We start from the raw sequence: 16,640 nt of genomic DNA on the forward strand, positions 1-16,640 counted from the left end.
GTAGCGTCGGGGCCATGACGTTCGACGCGCTCCCGTTCCCGGTCATCGACGGCCACAACGACCTGCCGTGGGAGCGCCGCGACAGCCACGGCTCCGGGGTCGAGGGCATCGACCGCGAGGACGACTCCCTGCACACCGACCTGCCGAAGCTCCGCGCCGGTGGGGTCGTCGGCCAGTTCTGGTCCGTGTTCGTGCCTGCCGACGAGCCGACCCGGTGCGCACCACGTTGCAGCAGGTCGACCTCGCGCACCGGATCATCGAGCGGTACCCGGAGTCGCTCGCCCTGGCCCGGACCGCGGAGGAGGTCCGCGCCGCGATCGGGTCCGGCCGGATCGCATCGCTGCTCGGTGCCGAGGGCGGGCACTCGATCGGCGACGACCTGGCCGTGCTCCGCGACCTCGCCCGGCTCGGCGTCCGGTACATGACCCTGACCCACAACGACGACACCCCGTGGGCGGACTCGGCGACCGGCGCGCGTGCGCACGGCGGGCTGACGGACCGTGGTCGGCAGGTCGTCGCCGAGATGGAGCGGATCGGCATGCTCGTCGACCTCTCGCACACCGCACCCACGACGATGCGGGACACCCTCGACGTCGCCACCCAGCCCGTCGTCTTCAGCCACTCGTCCACCGCCGCGGTCAACGACCACCCGCGGAACGTGCCCGACGACGTGCTCGCCCGACTGTCGGACAACGGCGGCGTCGTGATGATCACGTTCGTGCCGGCGTTCGTCTCGCGGGCATGGGCAGAGTGGGAGGACGCGGGCTCGGTGGGGTCGCCGCCCGCCGTCACCGTGTCGGACGTGGCGGACCACGTCGAGCACGCACGGGACGTCGCGGGCGCCCTGCACATCGGCCTCGGCGGGGACTACGACGGCACGCCGGTGCTGCCGCCGGACCTGCGGGACGTGTCACGGTACCCGGTGCTGGCTGCCGAGCTGCAGCGGCGCGGCTGGGGGCCGTCGGACCTGCGGGCGTTGGCGGGCGGCAACGTGCTGCGGGTGCTCGAAGCGACCGACGAGCGGTTCGCGCTCCGGCTGGGCCCGGTTTCGCGCTGAGCGACATCTCTCGGGCCGTTCGCCCCGCGAAGTGTCGCTGAGCGCGGAACCTCGATCCGCGTGACCCCGGCGGTCAGGCGTAGGTGGGGTACTGGGGCCAGCCCGCGGGGCTGTCCTCCCAGTCCTGCTGGCGGCCGTACGCGGTGCGGTCCATGATGTGCGCGACGGGCAGGATGGCCTCGGTCCCGCGCGACCCCGTGGCGTAGGTCAGGTAGGGGACGCCGTCGCGGAGCAGGTAGTAGGAGTAGCCGGGCACCGGTCCGTCGTAGTCGTCGTGGTGCAGGGTCCAGCCCCAGTCGTCGTGGTAGCTCGTCGCCCCGGACGACACCCACCGGTGCGGCCACCCGCGCTGCTCCCGCCACCGCTCGAGCTTCTCGACGGGTGCCTGCGAGATCATCGCGAACGCGATGCCCTCTTCGTCGAGGCGGCCGGTGTTCGCCGGCAGGTTGTCCACCGCCCAGGTGCAGCTCGGGCACCCCTCGTCCCAGTCGGGCGCGAACATGACGTTCTGCACGAGCAACAGGTAGCGGCCGTCGAAGAGCTCGGAGAGCCGGACCGGACCGTCGGGCCCCTGGAACTCGTAGTCCTCGACCCGCACCATCGGGAGCCGTCGTCGGGCGGCCGAGACGCGGTCGCCGTGCCGCGTGAGTTCCTTCTCGTCGCGGACCTGGGCGGCGAGTGCATCGTCGAACGCGGCGCGGTCCACCACCGGCGGTGCGACCTCGGGTTGCTGCAGTTTGGACATGGCTACCTCCTCGTCGTTGCCCCGCACCGTACCCGCGCGCGGAGCGTCCGTCACCGGACAGGAGCACGTGGGGTCCGGTCGCTAGGATCGGGCGCACACCGCGCCTCCAGGAAGAGCGATGCGCGACCAGACCCGATGAGGACGGACCGGATGAGCGGCACGATCTACGACAACATCTCGCAGGCGTTCGGGAACACCCCGCTCGTCAAGCTGAACCGCCTGCCGAAGGCGGGCGGGGCGGAAGTCCTCGCGAAGCTCGAGTTCTACAACCCCGGCGCGAGCGTCAAGGACCGCCTCGGCGTCGCGATCATCGACGCGGCCGAGGAATCCGGCGACCTGCTGCCCGGCGGCACCATCGTCGAGGGCTCCTCCGGCAACACCGGGATCGCGCTCGCCCTGGTCGGTGCGGCCCGCGGCTACAAGGTCATCATCACGATGCCCGAGACCATGAGCGTCGAACGCCGTGCGGTGATGCGTGCCTACGGCGCCGAGATCGTCCTCACGCCGGGCTCCGAGGGCATGAAGGGCGCGGTCGAGCGGGCCGGCGCCATCGTCGACGAGACGCCTGGTGCGATCCTCGCCCACCAGTTCGAGACCGCCGCGAACGCCGCGATCCACCGCAAGACCACGGCGGAGGAGATCCTCCGCGACACCGAGGAGCACGTCGACGTGTTCGTCGCGGGCGTCGGCACCGGCGGCACCATCACGGGCGTCGGCCAGGTGCTCAAGGAGCGTGTGCCCGGCGTGCAGATCGTCGCCGTGGAGCCGAAGGACTCCCCGCTCCTGACCGAGGGCAAGGCCGGGCCGCACAAGATCGCCGGCATCGGGGCGAACTTCATCCCCGAGGTCCTCGACCAGTCCGTCATCGACGAGGTGTTCGACGTCGAGCTCGACGACGCCCTCCGGGTGGCACGGGCGCTCGCGACCGACGAGGGGATCCTGGCGGGGATCTCCTCCGGCGCGATCATCCACGCGGCGCTCGAGATCGCCGCCCGGCCCGAGAACGCGGGCAAGCGGATCGTCGCCATCGTGTGCGACACCGGGGAGCGCTACCTGTCGACGGTGCTCTTCGAGGGACTCACTGCGTGAGTCGTCCCGTCCCACGAGGCGTGCTGCGGACGGTCCGAGAGGACCTCGCCGCAGCACGCCGCGGTGACCCAGCGGCTCGGGGCGACCTCGAGAACGTGATCGTCTACTCGGGGTTGCACGCCATCTGGACCTACCGGCTGACGCACCGGCTCTGGCTCGCCCGTGGGCTGCCCGGATCGCGGTTCGCCGCGCGGGTGCTCGGGCAGGTCGCTCGTTCGGTGACCGGCATCGAGATCCACCCCGGCGCACGCATCGGCCGGCGGTTCTTCATCGACCACGGCATGGGCGTCGTGATCGGCGAGACCGCGGTCATCGGCGACGACGTCGTGCTGTTCCACGGGGTGACCCTCGGTGGGCGCGGCGGTGACCACGGACCCGGCGCTCGTCGGCACCCGGTGGTGGGGGACCGCGTGGTGCTGGGAGCGGGGTCGTCGCTGATCGGGGCCATCCGGGTCGGGGCGGACTCGGTCGTGGGGGCGAACACCGTCGTCACGAAGGACGTCCCCGCGGGGTCGGTGGTCACCGGGGTCGCCGGGACCGCGCGGCCGCGATCGGGGCACGAGGGCGTGCCGCCGCTCTGACGAGAGCGTGCTGGCGCTGCCGCTGCTGCCGCCGGAGGGGCAGCAGCGCGGCACGCGTCAGCTCTTCTCGCAGGCGATCCCGTCCTTGTCGCGGTCGAGCTTCGCGTTCGCCTTGTAGAGCGCGTCGTCCTTCTTGACGGTGCCCTTGAGCGCCCGCGTGGTGGTCTTGCCGCCGGAGACGACCTTGTTCTTCGTGACGGACTTCTTCGCGATGCCGCCGGAGTACACCTTGTGCACCGCGGTGCAGTTGGCGTAGGTCTTCGGCGCGGCCTGCGCGGTGGTGGCGCCGCCGACCACGACGGTCGTGGCGAGGACGGCAGTGGCGGCGGCGATGCCGAGGGTACGGATGATGCGCACGGGTTCCCCCTGGAACTGGTGGTGATCGCCGGAGCGACCGCCGCGTCGGGTGCGCGGCGAGCTGATCCTACGATGTGACCGGCGCTCATGACATGCCCCCGAACGGGCGGGCGTGGGGCATGCTGGGCGGATGGACGGAGCGCAGCTGCACGAGGTCGCGAGCCGCACGGCGATGGGCCTGCCGGCGGTGTTCGAGACGCAGCCGTTCGGCGAGGGCGCGTTCGTCTACAAGGTCGTCGACAAGATGTTCGTGATGACGAGCGAGCTCCGCGGGGTGCGGATCGTGAACCTCAAGTGCGCGCCGCCGCACGGAGCCGCCCTGGTGCGCGACCACGACGAGATCACCCCCGGGTGGCACATGAACAAGCGGCACTGGATCACGCTGGCCCCGGGGGACGGGATCGACGTGGCGTTGGTGGAGGACCTCGTCGCCAACGCCTACGACCTGGTCGTCGCCGGCCTGCCCCGGGCCAAGCGTCCGTTCGACCCGACGCGCGGCGACGACAGCACTTCGTGAGCAGCAATGGTCGGGTGGCCGGCGCCCACTCGACCATTTGTGCTCACGAAGCGCTCACGAAGCGCTCACGAAGCGCTCACGAAGCGCCAGCGCCAGCGCCGGCCCGCGCGAGCACCTTCGACACGTCGCGGACCACCTTCGGCGCCAACGACTCCCCGGACTCCAGCACGGCCCGGGCCCGCTCGGGCGTGAGTCCGGCGAAGATCTCGCCGATCGTCACACCGTGCTCGGGCCGGTGCGTCACCACGATCGGGTCGCCGGCCGCGACGGGCCCGGACTTCAGCACCCGGAAGTACGCACCCGGTCGGCCCTCCTCCGCGAAGCGCTTCACCCACTTGTCGATGCGCATCCGCCGGGCGAAGGTGCCGCAGGGGATGCGGGGGATGGTGACCTCGAGCAGCAGGGTCGCACCGATCTGCCAGCGCTCTCCGGTCACGGCGCCGGTGACGTCGATGCCCGAGGTCCGGAGGTTCTCGCCGAACAGTCCGGGCGGGATCTCGCGGTCGAGCAGGTCGGCGAAGTACGCGGCGTCCTCGTCGGCGTAGGCGTACACCGCCTGGTCCTCGCCGCCGTGGTGCTTCCGGTCGGCCTGGACGTCGGCGTACAGGCCGAGCGGCCGGACCCGCACGCTGCCGTCGACGGGGCGCTTGTCGATCGCGGTCACCCCGATCGTGCCCGAGTCGGGCAGCAGACGGTCGACGCGGCAGACGGCGGTGACGAGCGACATGGGACCACTCTGACGCATCTTCGTGTCGACCACGTGACGATCCACCACCCGGACCCGTCACATGAAGGGGAGCAAGCACCCGCACAGCACCAACCCGCACAGCACCCAGCCGAACAGCACCCAGCCGAACACCACCCACCACCAGTAGAAGGTAAGCGTGCACCACCAGTCCCTGGCCGATCTCGACGACGCGGTCCTCGCCGGTCGCTCCGCCGACGGCGACGTCCGTGCGTTCGAGGTCCTCATCCGACGCCACGCGCCGCTGCTGCGCGCCTACGCACGGCGCACCCTCGGCTCGACGGACGAACTCGACGACGTCGTGCAGGACACCTTCATCACCGCGTGGGACCGGCTCGACGGTCTCGAGGACCGGGCCCGTGTGAAGTCGTGGCTGATGCGCATCCTCAGCCGCAAGTGCCTGGACCGGATCCGTGCCCGCCGCCCCCACGACGACGTCACCGAACTCGAGGTGGCGGCTCCCGCCGACGGCGCTCCCGACCGGGTCGCCGAGGCACGGTCCCGAGAAGAGGCGGCGGAACGCGCACTCGCGGAGCTCCCCGAGGCCCAACGACGGTGCTGGATCATGAAGGAGGTGCTCGAGTACCGCTACGAGGAGATCGCCGCGGAACTCGACCTACCGCTCTCCACGGTCCGCGGGCTCCTGTCCCGAGCGAGGAAGAACATGATCCGACTGATGGAGGGATGGCGATGACCGACTCAGACGGCACCCTGCCCGAGGCACTCGACGAGCTCGAGCCCCACGACCTCGACGGCCACTCGATCGACGAACTCGCCGACTACCTCGACGCCGGCATGCAGCCGGCGGACCCGAGCATCGACGGCTCCCCGGCGTGCCAGAACGCGATGGCGGCGATCCTGCGCGTCCGACAGGCGTCACTCGGATCGCTCGAGGCCGCGGCGCTCGACGAACCCCCGGCCGACGAGTCCTGGATCGGCGGCGTCCTGGCGAACATCTCCATCGAGGCCCGTTCGGGTCGCGACGTCCCGCTCCGTCCCCGCTCCGCCACCGAGCAGCCGGTCATGACCGAGGGTGCGATCCGTTCCCTCATCCGCCGGACCGGCGACTCGGTGCCCGGCGTCCTCGTGGCGCGCTGCCACCTGGACGGCGACGTCACGGCACTCGCCGCCCCGATCCGGGTGGTCGTGGACATCGCGATCGCGTCCGGTCCGGCGATCCCGGCGACGGCGGACCTCGTGCGGACGGCGGTCGCGACGGCGCTCCGCGAGCAGACGGACCTGCTGATCGAGGCCGTCGACATCGTGGTGCGGGACCTGCTGCCGGAGACCGGGACCGAGACGGACACCGAGACCGAGACCGACACCGAGACCGAGACCGACACGGAGGGGACCCGATGAGCACCGCAGACGAGACCCTCACCGCCGTCGAGGCCGCCGTGACCGCGGTTCCCGGCGTCACCGACCTCTACCGCGCACGACCGACCGTCGCGAGCGCCGTGCACGCCGTCCGCGGACTGACGAGCAGCACCGCACCGTTCCGGGTCGTGGTCGACGACGGCGTCCTCCGCCTCGTCATCGGTACCGACGGCTTCCGCCCGGCTCCGGAGGTCGCGGGAGCCGTGCACGACGCGGCGCTCGCCGCGGCGACCGCGGGTGGCCTGGTGCTGACGCGGGTCGACGTGCGCGTCGCCCGGGTGGGCTGAAGGGCGACCCGAGGCGGCCGGGAGGCCCGTGGCGGGCCCGCCCCGCGCCTCCAGGCCGGCCCCCCGCGCGTTCTCGGACCGCGCACCGGCTGCGGCGTCTCGCCAGCGGTCAGGACATCGGGCCGCGGCGGCGGCGCTCTTCGGCGTCGGGGTCGTGGACGTGCAGGATCCGGTCCTGCAGTTCCGGGCGCCACCGGGCAGCGAAGCCGGTCTCGTTCTCGCCGTCGAGGATCTCGAGCGCACGGGTCCACTCGCGCCGTGCCGCCTCGGGTTCGCCCTTCGCCGCGAAGGCGTCGCCGCTCTCGTAGCGTGCCTGCAGCTCGCCGCCGGCCCACGGGATGCCCATCGCGAGGGTGACCGCCTCGTCCGCGACCGCGATGGCCTCGTCGAGGCGCCCCACCCGACGGAGGAGCCGGATCCGGCTCGCGAGCGCCGACGTGAGCGTGAAGACGCCGATCGTGGTGTCGTCGACGCTCGCCGCGCGTCGTGCCCGTTCGACGACCAGGTCCGTGGTGCGGAGTGCGGCCTCGACGTCGCCGGTCCGCTCGAGGACGAACGTCAGCAGGTTCTCGGCCTGGAGCTTCGCGTCGTCGTTCGAGGTCTGCGCGAAGCGCGCGGTCGCGTCCATCGCGAACCCCACCGCCTCCGTCCTCCGGTCCTCGATCCGGGACATCGCCCACGCCTCGTACAGCCGGGCCCACCCCTGCTGCTCGACGTCGTCGGCGCGGACCGCCGCGGCGAAGGCGAGCTGGGCGGTCGCGACCGCGGCCGCGTCGTCGGCCTGCTCGCGGAGCTCCGCCCACGCGCGGTAGCCGAGGTGCACGGCCTCGAGCCGGGGGTCCCCGACGGCGCGGGCCGAGTCCACCGCGAGCGCGAACAGGTCCCGCCAGTGGCCCCACTGCGACCACAGGTCCGAGTACCAGTGCAGGGCATCGGCGACGTCGAGGACCACGTCGTGCTCCGAGGCCTCGGCCGCACGGCGGAACGCGCCCCACCAGAGCGGCCACTCCCGTTCGATCCAGGCGCGAGCCGTCGTGGCGTCCGGGAACCCCGGCGCCGCGTCGCTCGACTCGCGGGCCTCCCGGTCGGGTTCGAACCAGGCGCCCGCGCGTTCGAGCATGCCGAGGAGCCTGCGGTCGAGTCGGTTCCGGAGCCGGGGGAACGCGTCGGGGGCGTGGGCCTGCAGCCGCTGCCGCGCGAAGAGCTGGATGAGGTCGTGCAGTCGGTACCGGTCGCCGGACAGGGGTTCGACGAGGCCCAGGTCACCGAGCTCGTCGAGGCCGTCCTGGGCGGCGAGGACGTCGACGTCGGCGGCGGCTGCGGCGGTCCGGGCCTCGAAGTCCTGCCCCTCCACGACTGCGAGGCTCCGGAACAACGCGGCCCGAGCGGGGTCGAGGTTGTCGTAGGAGAGTGCGAAGGCCGCCTCGACCGCGAGGTCGCCCGCGACGAGGTCAGCGAGCCGGCGTTCCTCGGACCGGAGCCTGCGCACGAAGTCCTCGACGGTCCAGTTCGGCCGCGTCGCGATGCGGTTGCCCGCGATCCGGAGAGCGAGCGGGATCCGGTCGCAGAGGTCAGCGAGGGTGGTGAGGTCGGCGCCGCGGCGCTGCGGTTCCGGGATCGTGCTCTCCAGGAGCGCGACGCCGTCGTCGATGCCGAGTGCCGCGACGGTCATCCGCTCGACCCCAGCCAGTCCACCCAGGACACGACGCGAGGTCACGACGACGGGGCCACGCATCGTCGGAGCGATCACCGGCCGCACCTGCGCCTCGGAGGCGGCGTTGTCGAGGACGACGACGAAGCGACGTCCCGCGGCCACACGCCGCCACTCGACAGCGAGGCCGTCGGCGGTGCGCGGGAGGTCCTCGCCGACGCCGGGTACCTGCCGGAGCAGCGCCCGCAGCACGTGCGCGGGCGACCGCGGAGACGCCGCGAGCCCGTCGAGGTCGACGAACAGCGACTCGGTCTCCGCGCGGCGGACCGCCTCGAGCGCCAGGGCCGTCTTGCCCATCCCCGGGGCGCCGGTCAGGACGACGGTGACGGGGGAGTCGGTGCGGGCTCCGGCGTCGGAGTCGGGCCGGCCGAGGCCAGTGGCGAGGGCAGTGGCGAGCGCGGCGAGCTCGTCGCTGCGTCCCGTGAAGTCCGAGATGGGGCTCGGCGGGACGGCGGCGAACTTGCCGGCGGTCGTCTGGCTGCGGGCGCTCCGGCGGGCGGCGGCCTCGAGTGCGGCTCGTGCCTCGGATCCCAGGTGCAGGGCGTCGCCGAGGCTCGCGATGGTGTGTCGACGCGGGGCGGCGCTGATGCCCCGCTCGATGTCGCTGATGGCGCGCGGGCTCACGGCGGAGGCCTCGGCGAGGGCCTCGATCGTGAGCCCGGCGTGGTTCCGGAGGCGTCGGAGCGCCTCGGGGAGGGCTTCCGTCGGGTCGGTGCCGGTGCCGGTGCCGGGGCCGGGGCCGGGGGCGGTACCGGGGTCGGCGCGTTCGGCGCTGGGGTCGGCGCGTTCGGTGCCCGGGGTCGGTGCCATGTCTGGAGGATGGCACACCGGCGGCGACCGCTCATGAGCCGGACGACCCGAAACTGCATGACGAACGCATGGTGGCGCGCCGTCCGCGGGCGCTCGGATGGTGCGGTGGACAGCTCGGGTTTCACCCTCGGCGCGTTCCTCCGCGCCCGCCGGGCCCTCGTGCGGCCGGAGGACGTCGGCCTGCCGCCAGGAGGCGACCGTCGGGTCGCAGGACTCCGACGCACCGAGGTCGCCGCCGTCGCCGGGATCAGCGCCGAGTACTACCTGCGACTCGAACAGGGCCGTGGGCACCAGCCGTCCGAGTCGGTCCTGCAGGCACTCGCGCGGGCGCTGTGCCTCGACGCGGAGTCCCTCGACCACATGCGGCGCCTCACGCACGCGTCGTTCCCGCGGACCTCGCGGACGGTCGAGCCGCACGTCCGGTCGCTGCTCGAGGCGCTCGACCGCGTGCCGGCGATCGTCGTCGACGCGAACCAGGACGTCCTCGAGGCGAACCGGATCGCCCGGGCACTGGGCTCCGGTGCCCTCGACCCCGGCAGCAACCTCGTGTTGCAGACCTTCGCCGACCGGGGCTGGCGGACCGCGCCTGAGTGGCCGAGCGTCGCGCGGGCGGTCGTCGCCGACCTCCGAGCGCACGGCAACCCGGACGACGCCAGGCTCCGGGAGGTCGTCGGGTTGCTGTCCGTGGACGACCCGGACTTCCCGGCGATCTGGTGCAGCCGCTCGGGTGGATCGAGCTCACGTGGCAGAACCTCGAGGTGCCCGGCACGGGGCAGCGGCTCACCACGTTCTGGGCCGAGCGCGGGTCGCGGGCGGCGGCGGCGCTGTCGTACCTCGCGGTCGCGGCGGAGCCGGCTGTCGACTCGCGTGCTCCGGCGTCCGGCGGTCCGGCTGTCGCCTCGCGCGCGTGACCGTCCTGCGCCAGGATGGGGGCGAGGACGGGAGGAGCGGACATGTACCTCCCCTTCGCCCGCCGTGAGGACGGCCGGTTCCCCGGGCGCAGCGTCGCGACCGTCGAGAGCCGCGCGCTCGGGCCGGTGAGCGTGACGAAGACCCGTGCGCCGGTGTCCACCGACCCCGAGGACTTCGCCTACGTCGACCCGGGCGACGCAGTCGTGTGGGCGTTCATCGTCGCCGGACGGATCCGGGTGCGGCGGTCGTCGAGCGAGACCGTGAACAGCGCCGGCACGCTCAGCGTCGACCGCATGCAGCGGATCCAGGAGTTCAGCGTCAGCCCGGGGTTCGAGGCGGTGTCCGTGCGGATGGACCGGTCGGCGCTGCACCTGCGGGGGAGCGAGCTCGACGCGCTGACCGACGGGGTGTTCCCGCTGACCTCCGGTGTGCCCGTGATGATCGCGTCGGTGGCGACGAGTGTGCTCCGGTCGAGCCTGGGGAACGGTCGTGATGCCGCCAGCGAGGCTGCTGCCGCCCAGGCGCTCATCGCACTGGCGAACGGGTTCGCGATCGACGCCACGGTGCGACACGTCCCGCCCGACGCCGCGCGTCTCGCACTCCGGGCACGAGCGCTCCGGCACATCGAGCTGTACTCCGGCGACCCGACGCTCACCGTGGCGTCGCTGGCGCAGGCGATGCAGGTCTCGCCCCGCACGGTGCAGAAGGCGTTCGAGCAGGACGACCGGGGGCCGGGGCGGCTCATCGCGGAGGCCCGCCTCGTGCGCGCCGCCGAGATGCTCCGCGACGACGAGCTGACCGAGCACATGGGGCTCGAGGCGATCGGCCGACGAGCCGGGTTCGGGTCGGCCTCGGCGTTCAGCCGGGCCTTCCGGGCGCACCACGGGACGACGCCGAGCGAGTACCGGGAGCGCAACGGCGCGCGCTGAGGCCCGCTCGTGCGCTCGTGCGCTCGTGCGCTGTGCAGGTTGCGAAGGCCGTCTGTGCACGATGCGAACCACTGCCGCGTGTCGGACGTTCGACGCCGGACGATTGACGGACCGTCGGTGCCCGCGGAGGCGCCGATCGGACGACCCGGCCAGGAGGCGCGATGCCGTCGAGCAGCACCGTGACCGTGGGTGTCCTCGTCTTCGACGGCGTGAAGATGCTCGACTTCGCCGGGCCGGCGGAGGTCTTCGCCGAGGCGAACCTGTTCGGCGCCGCCTACCACCTGACGTACGTTTCACCCGACGGACGCGACGTGTCGACCTCGATCGGGACGCGCGTCGGAGCCGATGTGAGCGCCGCAGACGCACCGCCGTTCGACGTGGTCGTCATCCCCGGGAGCGAACTCGCCCCGCCCGTCTTCGTCACCCGAGAGGTCGCCGAGTCGGCACGCCGCCTGGTCGACGGCGCCACCCGCGTGGCATCGATCTGCAGCGGCGCGTTCGTGCTCGCGAGCATCGGCACCCTGGACGGCCGCCGAGCCGTCACACACTGGAAGTTCGTCGACGAGCTCCGCACCAGGTACCCGTCGATCGTCGTCGAGTCCGACGCGATCTTCGTCAAGGACGGCGACGTGTACTCGTCGGCCGGGGTCGCCGCGGGCATCGACCTCGGACTCGCACTGGTCGAGGAGGACCACGGGGCCGACCTCGCCCGGCAGGTCGCGCAGGGCCTGCTGGTCTACATGCAGCGTGCCGGTGGGCAGTCGCAGTTCTCCGCGCCGCTGCAACTGCCCGCCCCGACCACGCAGCTGGTCCGGGCCGTCGTCGAGATCGTGCAGTCGGACCCGACCGCGGTGCACTCGGTGCAGAGCCTCGCGCACGCGGTCTCGGTGAGCCCGCGACACCTGACCCGCCGGTTCCGCGAAGAGGTCGACCGCACGCCGTCCGACTTCGTGGCGTCGCTCCGCCTCGACATCGCGAAGGCGATGCTCGACCGCGGGTTCAGTGTCGCGCGGACGGCAGAGGAGTCGGGGTACTCCAGCCCGGAGGCGCTCCGACGGGCGTTCATCGGTCGGCTCGGGATCTCGCCGTCGCGGTACCGACGCCGCTTCCTGTCCACCCAACGTGTCCCGAGGTGAGGGAAACGTGGCCCGTACAGTGCGGCCGGACCGCACCCGGCGATGCCATCCTCGGATCGAGGGTCGGCACCACCAGCTGGAACCGTCCCGCACCGCTCACCGGACCACCTGGCAGGAGTCGGCATGAAGTCACACGCTTCCCTGGTCGGCGAGTACCTCCGTGCGCGCCGTGACATCACGCAGCCCGAGGACGTCGGTCTTCCGCGGGAGCCGAACCGCCGGGTGAGCGGGCTGCGGCGCGAGGAGGTGGCCGCCCTCGCCGGCATCAGCGCCGAGTACTACCTCCGCCTCGAACAGGGCCGGGACCACCAGCCGTCCGAGCAGGTCATCGTCTGCCTCGGCCGTGCCCTGGCGCTCGACGACCACGCGCTGACCCACCTCCGACGGCTCGCGCGTCCCGCCGTCCGCCGACCCCGTGACCCCGTCCCGGCAGCGGAGGACCCGGCCGTGCAGCGCCTCCTCGCGCGGCGTGCCGACGTGCCGGCCTTCGTGGTCGACGACCGGATGGACGTCGTGGCGAGCACACCACTCGCCAGCGCACTCGGCCCGAGCATGCGTGCCGGCGCGAACCGACTGGTCCGCATGTTCACCGTCGTGGACCGGGTCACGTACCCGGACTGGTCCGGGCGCGCCGCCGAGATGGTGGCAGTGTTCCGGATGCGGGCAGACCTCGACGACCCCCGCACGCAGGACCTGATCGGCCAGCTGTCGATCCGCGACCCGGAGTTCGCGGCGATGTGGGCCAGGCACGACGTGCACGTCTACACCTCGGGCACCTGCTTCGAGCACGTGCAGCCGTTCGGAGTCCTCGAGTTCGAGTGGGAGGGGCTCGTCATCCCGGGGCGCGAGGGACTGACACTGAACACGCTCTACGCGCCGACCGGGTCTCGGGGCGCCGCGGTGCTCGCCTACCTCATGGAGTCGGCGCCGTCCGTCAGTCCTGCTCAGCAGTGAAGGCGACGAGGCGCGCGAAGGCATCCCGCTCGGCCGGGTCGTCGACGGGGCGCCACAGCAGCATCCGGAGTGCGAAGTCGTCCGGGATCAGCAGCTCCTGGAAGACCATCGTGATCGGTCCGACGAACGGCTGCACGAACCGGACCGCCGCGCTGCGTGCCGGCCGACGGTCGTCGTGCGCCCACGCCTGGGCGAACGCGATGCTCTGCGACGACAGCTCGCCCACGAGCTTCCGGAACCCGGCGTCCTCCTCGTGCTGGTCGAGCGAGTCCCGGAGCATCGCCGCGATCTGACCGGAGGCATCCCGCCACTCCGGTGAGTCGTCGTCCACGACGGGGTTGAGGAACGTGTACCGCGCGATGTTCACCGTCGGGTGGAACGCCCCGCTCAACGCCCGCGCGAGCGGGTTCGAGGTGACGACCGTCAGGTGCCGGTCCGTCACCACCGCGGGCAGACACCGGATCGCGCTCACCAGTTCGTTGACACCGTCACGACCGACGTCCCCGGCACCGTTGCGGTTCATGACGGCCACGCTAGCTCCCGGCTCGTGGCCGAGGGTGGCCCTTCGAGGACCACTTCTGCGCACGCCGGGCTGCTCGGAACGATCCACCGGTGCCCGGGACGGGTTCGGGCCGCCCCGATGCCGCCCCGCCGCACCGCCGCACCCTCGCCCGGGTCCTCACAGGGCCACGTGGATCGTCGTCCCGCTCCGTACGGTGCTTCCATGGAGCAGGACCACGAGACCGTCGACCGGGTGCCCTCGCGGCGCGTCCGGGTGTACGGACGCGAGTTCGACGCCGACACCTACGCGGTCCGGGACTTCCTGTCGCGGTCGGTCGTCCAGTTCGACTGGGTGCCGCTGCGGGACGACGACCAAGCGATGACCGTGACCGGAGTCCGGCTGGACGACGCCCGCCTGCCGATCGTGACGTTCCCGGACGGCACCAGGCTCGTCGCCCCGGCGCTCCGTGACATCGCCGACCGGCTCGGCTGGATCCACGCGGCCCGCCGGAGCGAGTACGACCTGTCGATCTACGGCGCCGGCCCCGCCGGGTTGTCCGCCGCCGTGTACGCCGCGTCGGAGGGGCTGAACGTCGTGCTGCTGGAACGTGACGCGGTCGGCGGCCAGGCCGGCTCCAGCAGCCTCATCGAGAACTACCTCGGCTTCCCCGAGGGAGTCCCCGGTGCCGAACTGGCCGAGCGGGCGCGGGAACAGGCGATCCGCTTCGGCGCCGAGCTCCTGGTGATGCGCGAAGGCGTCCGTGGTGTCTTCCACGACAACCGCATCCACGCCGACCTCGCCGATGGCGGACACGTCGTCGCCCGGGCGAACATCTGCGCGACCGGGGTCGCCTGGCGGCGCCTCGGCCTGCCGCGCGAAGACGAGCTGCTCGGCTGCGGCGTGTACTACGGTGCCGGCACGGGTGAGGCCGACGGGTGCGTCGGCGAACAGGTCTTCGTGGTCGGGGGAGCGAACTCCGCCGGCCAGGCCGCGATGAACCTGGCCCGATCGGCCGCCCACGTGACGATGCTGGTCCGCGGTGCGTCGCTCGCGGCCACGATGTCCGAGTACCTCTCCAGCCGGATCGCCGCCGCACCGAACATCTCCGTCGAGACCGGCACCCGGGTCACGGGACTCCTCGGCGACACCCGGCTCGCGGCGATCGAGGTCACCGACGGGCGGGACTCGGCCTCGGAACGGCCGGCGTCGCGCCTCTTCATCTGCATCGGGGGCGAGCCCGACACGAACTGGGCTGCGGAGACCCCGATGGTCCGCGACCGCCTCGGGTACCTCGTCACCGGCCCGGACCTCGACGACGTGCCCGGTTCGCTCACGCAGTGGGCGCCGACGCGTCGGCCGTTCTACCTCGAGACCAGCGTTCCCGGTTCCTTCGCCGCCGGGGACGTCCGTGCCGGCTCGGTGAAGCGCGTCGCCGCCGCCGTCGGCGAGGGCGCGATGGCCGTCACCTTCGTCCACCGCCACCTGGCGACGAGCGACTGAGGGGCGACGACGATGTCCGAAGAACCCGACCCGCCGCTCCCCACCGCGTCCGAGTCCGTCGCACACCTCGACCGCCCCTCCGCGTTCTTCAACGCCCTGATGACCGAGCACTTCGTCCTGGAGAGCGCTCGCAGCATCACCGTGAGCGAGTCGAGCAGTCGGTCGTCGCTGTACCTCACGACGCTCTCCAGTTCCCTCGTGGCCTTCGGGTTCCTCGCACACACGCCGTTCGCCCTCGGGTTCCTCGGCGCGATCATCCCGGTGATCGTCCTGCTCGGCGTCTTCACGTACGAGCGGCTCGTCGAGACCGCGTTGGAGGACGTCGCCGCGCTCGCCGCGATGCAGCGGATCCGTCGCTACTACGGCCGACTCCTGCCCGAGGCGGACACCTACTTCACGATGCCGCACGGCCGACACGCGTCGAACGAACTCCTCGACATCGGCCGTGCCCCGTCCTGGTACCGGCTGCTGTTCACCATGTCGTCGGCCGTGGCGGTCGTGAACTCGATCGTCGCCGGGGCCGGCATCGCGATCCTCGTGGACCAGCTCGGCGCCGACGACCCAGCCTCCATCGTCTGGGGCGTCGTGGCGTCGGCGGTGCTGGCCGTCGTGCACCTCGCCTACCAGGTTCGGGCGTACGCGTCGGCGCACGAGTTGATCGCCCGGTCGGAGGCGCTCGACGACCGTGCCGCGCAGCGCTGACGCGGACGCCGAACGCGGTGGCTCCGCCTCGGGTAGCGTCACGCGCATGCTCGAGACGAAGCAGCGCAGCATCCTCGAACGGCTGGTCGGCAAGCCCCTCCCGTGGCTCGGATGGGCGTGGGTGGTCCTCGCAGCGATCTGGCTCGTCCTCGCCTTCGTCGACCCGTCCGGATTCCACACCACGATGGCGATCACCTGGACGATCCTCGCGGCCGTCCAACTCGGTTCCGTCCACCTCGCCCGCCGGCAGGAACGGCGACGCATCCAGGGCGAGGACACGGGCAAAGACTCCGCCGCGTGACATCGTCGACGATGGCCGCCCGAGCGCAGGTGACGGCGACCCCGTCAGGGTGGCTTGTGCCCTGAGGCAGAGTGGGAGCATGGTCAGTACAGCTCCGAACACGATCCACTTCCACCGCCAGCACCACGAAGCGATCACGAGCGGCGAGAAGGTCACCACCGTCCGGTGGAACGAGTCCGTACCGGTGGGAGCCGCGATCTTCGTCTTCGACGAGCTTCCGGCGGCCGAGGCTGTCGCCGGAACCGTGACCGCCGTGCGGCAGTACCGGCTCGACACCCTCACGGCCGAGCAGGCGCACCAGCCGCCAGGCACCGACATGCAACTCTTCGCGCAGCAGCTCCGAGAGAACCACTACCCGGACATGCCTTCCGACGCGCTGGTCGAGGTGGCCCGACTGGTCACGATCGTCCGCGCCTGACGCTGACAGC

19 protein-coding genes and 2 pseudogenes are annotated in these 16,640 nt (G+C 72.3%); 16 read left to right on the plus strand and 5 right to left on the minus strand.

Annotated features, from left to right (window positions below):
* Window positions 1-14: 14 nt before the first annotated feature.
* A pseudogene (locus tag EDF19_RS12300) lies at window positions 15-1,057 on the plus strand (dipeptidase).
* A 73-nt stretch (window positions 1,058-1,130) separates the two neighbouring features.
* On the opposite strand, the gene EDF19_RS12305 reads toward EDF19_RS12300, so the two are convergent.
* A complete protein-coding gene (locus EDF19_RS12305) occupies window positions 1,131-1,802 on the minus strand; it encodes a DUF899 family protein (RefSeq protein WP_123681169.1) in 672 nt (223 codons plus the stop codon).
* A 150-nt stretch (window positions 1,803-1,952) separates the two neighbouring features.
* Here EDF19_RS12305 and cysK point away from each other — a divergent pair, with 150 nt between their 5' ends.
* Window positions 1,953-2,891 carry a cysteine synthase A gene (cysK, locus tag EDF19_RS12310; protein ID WP_123681170.1) on the plus strand — a complete coding sequence of 313 codons (939 nt, stop codon included), beginning with the start codon at window positions 1,953-1,955 and terminating at the stop codon, window positions 2,889-2,891.
* Complete coding sequence (epsC, locus tag EDF19_RS12315; RefSeq protein ID WP_260217142.1) at window positions 2,888-3,472, plus strand: serine O-acetyltransferase EpsC; 585 nt, start codon at window positions 2,888-2,890, stop codon at window positions 3,470-3,472. Before cysK ends, epsC begins: the two co-directional genes overlap by 4 nt.
* Before the next feature lie 57 nt (window positions 3,473-3,529).
* Here the strand turns inward: epsC and EDF19_RS12320 are convergent, their stop codons facing one another.
* Window positions 3,530-3,829, minus strand: a complete 300-nt coding sequence (locus EDF19_RS12320; RefSeq protein WP_221180663.1) for an excalibur calcium-binding domain-containing protein — start codon at window positions 3,827-3,829, stop codon at window positions 3,530-3,532.
* Window positions 3,830-3,959: 130 nt separating this feature from the next.
* On the opposite strand from EDF19_RS12320, the gene EDF19_RS12325 reads away from it, so the two are divergent.
* Window positions 3,960-4,346 (plus strand): MmcQ/YjbR family DNA-binding protein, encoded by a 387-nt coding sequence (locus EDF19_RS12325; RefSeq protein WP_123681172.1) that lies wholly within the window; start codon window positions 3,960-3,962, stop codon window positions 4,344-4,346.
* 76 nt (window positions 4,347-4,422) lie between these two features.
* Here the strand turns inward: EDF19_RS12325 and EDF19_RS12330 are convergent, their stop codons facing one another.
* The gene (locus EDF19_RS12330) at window positions 4,423-5,073 is read right to left on the minus strand and encodes an MOSC domain-containing protein (RefSeq protein WP_123681299.1); all 651 of its coding nucleotides are present in this window, start codon (window positions 5,071-5,073) and stop codon (window positions 4,423-4,425) included.
* A 157-nt stretch (window positions 5,074-5,230) separates the two neighbouring features.
* Between EDF19_RS12330 and EDF19_RS12335 the strand changes: the two genes are divergently transcribed.
* Genes EDF19_RS12335 through EDF19_RS12345 form a run of 3 tightly spaced genes read left to right on the plus strand, consistent with a single transcriptional unit; the run spans window position 5,231 to window position 6,755 of the window.
* Complete coding sequence (locus EDF19_RS12335) at window positions 5,231-5,785, plus strand: RNA polymerase sigma factor (protein WP_123681173.1); 555 nt, start codon at window positions 5,231-5,233, stop codon at window positions 5,783-5,785.
* Window positions 5,782-6,450 carry an Asp23/Gls24 family envelope stress response protein gene (locus tag EDF19_RS12340; RefSeq protein ID WP_148071092.1) on the plus strand — a complete coding sequence of 223 codons (669 nt, stop codon included), beginning with the start codon at window positions 5,782-5,784 and terminating at the stop codon, window positions 6,448-6,450. The genes EDF19_RS12335 and EDF19_RS12340 overlap by 4 nt, the downstream gene beginning before the upstream one ends.
* Window positions 6,447-6,755: a hypothetical protein gene (locus tag EDF19_RS12345; protein ID WP_123681175.1), complete on the plus strand. Its 309-nt coding sequence runs from the start codon at window positions 6,447-6,449 to the stop codon at window positions 6,753-6,755. The genes EDF19_RS12340 and EDF19_RS12345 overlap by 4 nt, the downstream gene beginning before the upstream one ends.
* 109 nt (window positions 6,756-6,864) lie before the next feature.
* Here EDF19_RS12345 and EDF19_RS12350 read toward each other — a convergent pair whose 3' ends face one another.
* Window positions 6,865-9,276 (minus strand): helix-turn-helix domain-containing protein, encoded by a 2,412-nt coding sequence (locus EDF19_RS12350; protein ID WP_123681176.1) that lies wholly within the window; start codon window positions 9,274-9,276, stop codon window positions 6,865-6,867.
* Window positions 9,277-9,333: 57 nt separating this feature from the next.
* Here EDF19_RS12350 and EDF19_RS19535 point away from each other — a divergent pair.
* The 5 genes and pseudogenes from EDF19_RS19535 to EDF19_RS12370 all read left to right on the plus strand — a co-directional run.
* Window positions 9,334-9,963 (plus strand): annotated as a pseudogene (locus EDF19_RS19535) (helix-turn-helix domain-containing protein); the annotation flags it as partial.
* A gap of 26 nt (window positions 9,964-9,989) precedes the next feature.
* The gene (locus EDF19_RS19400) at window positions 9,990-10,187 is read left to right on the plus strand and encodes a hypothetical protein (protein ID WP_260217145.1); all 198 of its coding nucleotides are present in this window, start codon (window positions 9,990-9,992) and stop codon (window positions 10,185-10,187) included.
* A 42-nt stretch (window positions 10,188-10,229) separates the two neighbouring features.
* Window positions 10,230-11,117 (plus strand): AraC family transcriptional regulator, encoded by an 888-nt coding sequence (locus tag EDF19_RS12360; RefSeq protein ID WP_185022817.1) that lies wholly within the window; start codon window positions 10,230-10,232, stop codon window positions 11,115-11,117.
* Between the two features lie 161 nt (window positions 11,118-11,278).
* Entirely contained in the window at window positions 11,279-12,253 is a 975-nt protein-coding gene (locus EDF19_RS12365) for a GlxA family transcriptional regulator (RefSeq protein ID WP_123681178.1), read from the plus strand.
* A gap of 123 nt (window positions 12,254-12,376) precedes the next feature.
* Window positions 12,377-13,207 carry a helix-turn-helix transcriptional regulator gene (locus tag EDF19_RS12370; protein WP_185022818.1) on the plus strand — a complete coding sequence of 277 codons (831 nt, stop codon included), beginning with the start codon at window positions 12,377-12,379 and terminating at the stop codon, window positions 13,205-13,207.
* Here the strand turns inward: EDF19_RS12370 and EDF19_RS12375 are convergent.
* Window positions 13,188-13,730 (minus strand): hypothetical protein, encoded by a 543-nt coding sequence (locus EDF19_RS12375; protein ID WP_148071093.1) that lies wholly within the window; start codon window positions 13,728-13,730, stop codon window positions 13,188-13,190. The genes EDF19_RS12370 and EDF19_RS12375 overlap by 20 nt on opposite strands.
* 201 nt (window positions 13,731-13,931) lie before the next feature.
* Between EDF19_RS12375 and EDF19_RS12380 the strand changes: the two genes are divergently transcribed.
* From EDF19_RS12380 to EDF19_RS12395, 4 genes are all read left to right on the plus strand, one after another.
* The gene (locus tag EDF19_RS12380) at window positions 13,932-15,209 is read left to right on the plus strand and encodes an NAD(P)/FAD-dependent oxidoreductase (protein WP_123681181.1); all 1,278 of its coding nucleotides are present in this window, start codon (window positions 13,932-13,934) and stop codon (window positions 15,207-15,209) included.
* A 12-nt stretch (window positions 15,210-15,221) separates the two neighbouring features.
* Entirely contained in the window at window positions 15,222-15,911 is a 690-nt protein-coding gene (locus tag EDF19_RS12385) for a hypothetical protein (protein WP_123681182.1), read from the plus strand.
* A 46-nt stretch (window positions 15,912-15,957) separates the two neighbouring features.
* A complete protein-coding gene (locus EDF19_RS12390) occupies window positions 15,958-16,212 on the plus strand; it encodes a hypothetical protein (protein WP_148071094.1) in 255 nt (84 codons plus the stop codon).
* 79 nt (window positions 16,213-16,291) lie between these two features.
* Window positions 16,292-16,630: an ASCH domain-containing protein gene (locus tag EDF19_RS12395; RefSeq protein ID WP_123681184.1), complete on the plus strand. Its 339-nt coding sequence runs from the start codon at window positions 16,292-16,294 to the stop codon at window positions 16,628-16,630.
* Window positions 16,631-16,640 lie beyond the last annotated feature (10 nt).

The organism is Curtobacterium sp. PhB115, assembly GCF_003752025.1.
Lineage (GTDB): Bacteria > Actinomycetota > Actinomycetes > Actinomycetales > Microbacteriaceae > Curtobacterium.